Source organism: Aminobacter sp. P4_D5 (assembly GCF_056401815.1).
Genome location: NZ_JBFUIP010000522.1, coordinates 1 through 857, shown reverse-complemented (window position 1 = coordinate 857; position 857 = coordinate 1). Strand labels below are relative to the sequence as shown.

The following is an 857-nucleotide window of genomic DNA, read 5'->3' as shown; positions in this document are numbered from 1 at the left end:
CGGACGGCACGCGCGACGCCGGCAGGGCCGTAGGCCCGCGAGGCGCAGCAAAGGCGGCCTTGAACCAGGGCAAATAGGCGAAGAAGAGGCGTGTATCGCCCTCGATCGTCACCGCGCCATGCCGGCGCAGGGCCAGCAGGTCGCCCCAGCGCGGTGGCGAGGGATCGGCCCGGAATTTCTCCCAGCCCTCGGCCGTGAAGCGCAGCGCGATGTCGTAGCGCGCCATCACCGCCGCGGGCTCGGACGCCACCACCGCGCCGTCGCGCACCGTGAATCGCGTGACCGCGCCGCCCGCATCGAGCAGCACCACCGCGTCCAGGTCCCGGCCCAGGCGCGTGTTCGAGAAGCCGGCGATGGGCATCAGGGGCGGACCAGCGCGCAACCGCCCTCCGCCATGGGCCGGAAGGACTGCTCCGGCGGCACGGATTGGAGCAGCTTGAAGTAGTCCCAGGCGCCGCGGCTCTCGGCCGGCGTCTTCACCTGGAACAGGTGCATCGAATGGATCTTGCGGCCATCCGCCCGCACCGTGCCCTGGCCGAAGAGCGGGTCGTCCGTCGGCATCTCCTTCATCCGCCGGACCACCGCCGCGCCATCCGCCTTGGCCTGCGCAACACCCAGCGAGGCCGCGGCCATCAGATAGTGCAGCGCCGCCGAATAGCCGCCGGCGTGGATCATGCCCGGCCGCTGCCCGTTGCGCTCGCGCACGAAGCGCTCGGCGAAGGCGCGCGAGCCGACGTTCAGGTCCCAATAGAAGCTTACCGGAACCAGCAGCCCCTGTGCCGCCACCAGCCCCAGCGCGTGCACGTCGTTGATCTGGGTGAGGATGGCCGCGATCCGCATGCCCCGCCGCGTCAGCC

2 protein-coding genes are annotated in these 857 nt (G+C 71.5%); both read right to left on the bottom strand.

The window, feature by feature from the left end; genetic code table 11:
- Positions 1-361 (bottom strand): hypothetical protein (locus AC1DWF_RS33245; RefSeq protein ID WP_476842763.1); only part of this gene is annotated, 361 nt, incomplete at its 3' end.
- Positions 361-857 (bottom strand): ABC transporter substrate-binding protein (locus AC1DWF_RS33240; RefSeq protein WP_476842762.1); only part of this gene is annotated, 497 nt, incomplete at its 5' end. The genes AC1DWF_RS33245 and AC1DWF_RS33240, both read right to left, overlap by 1 nt.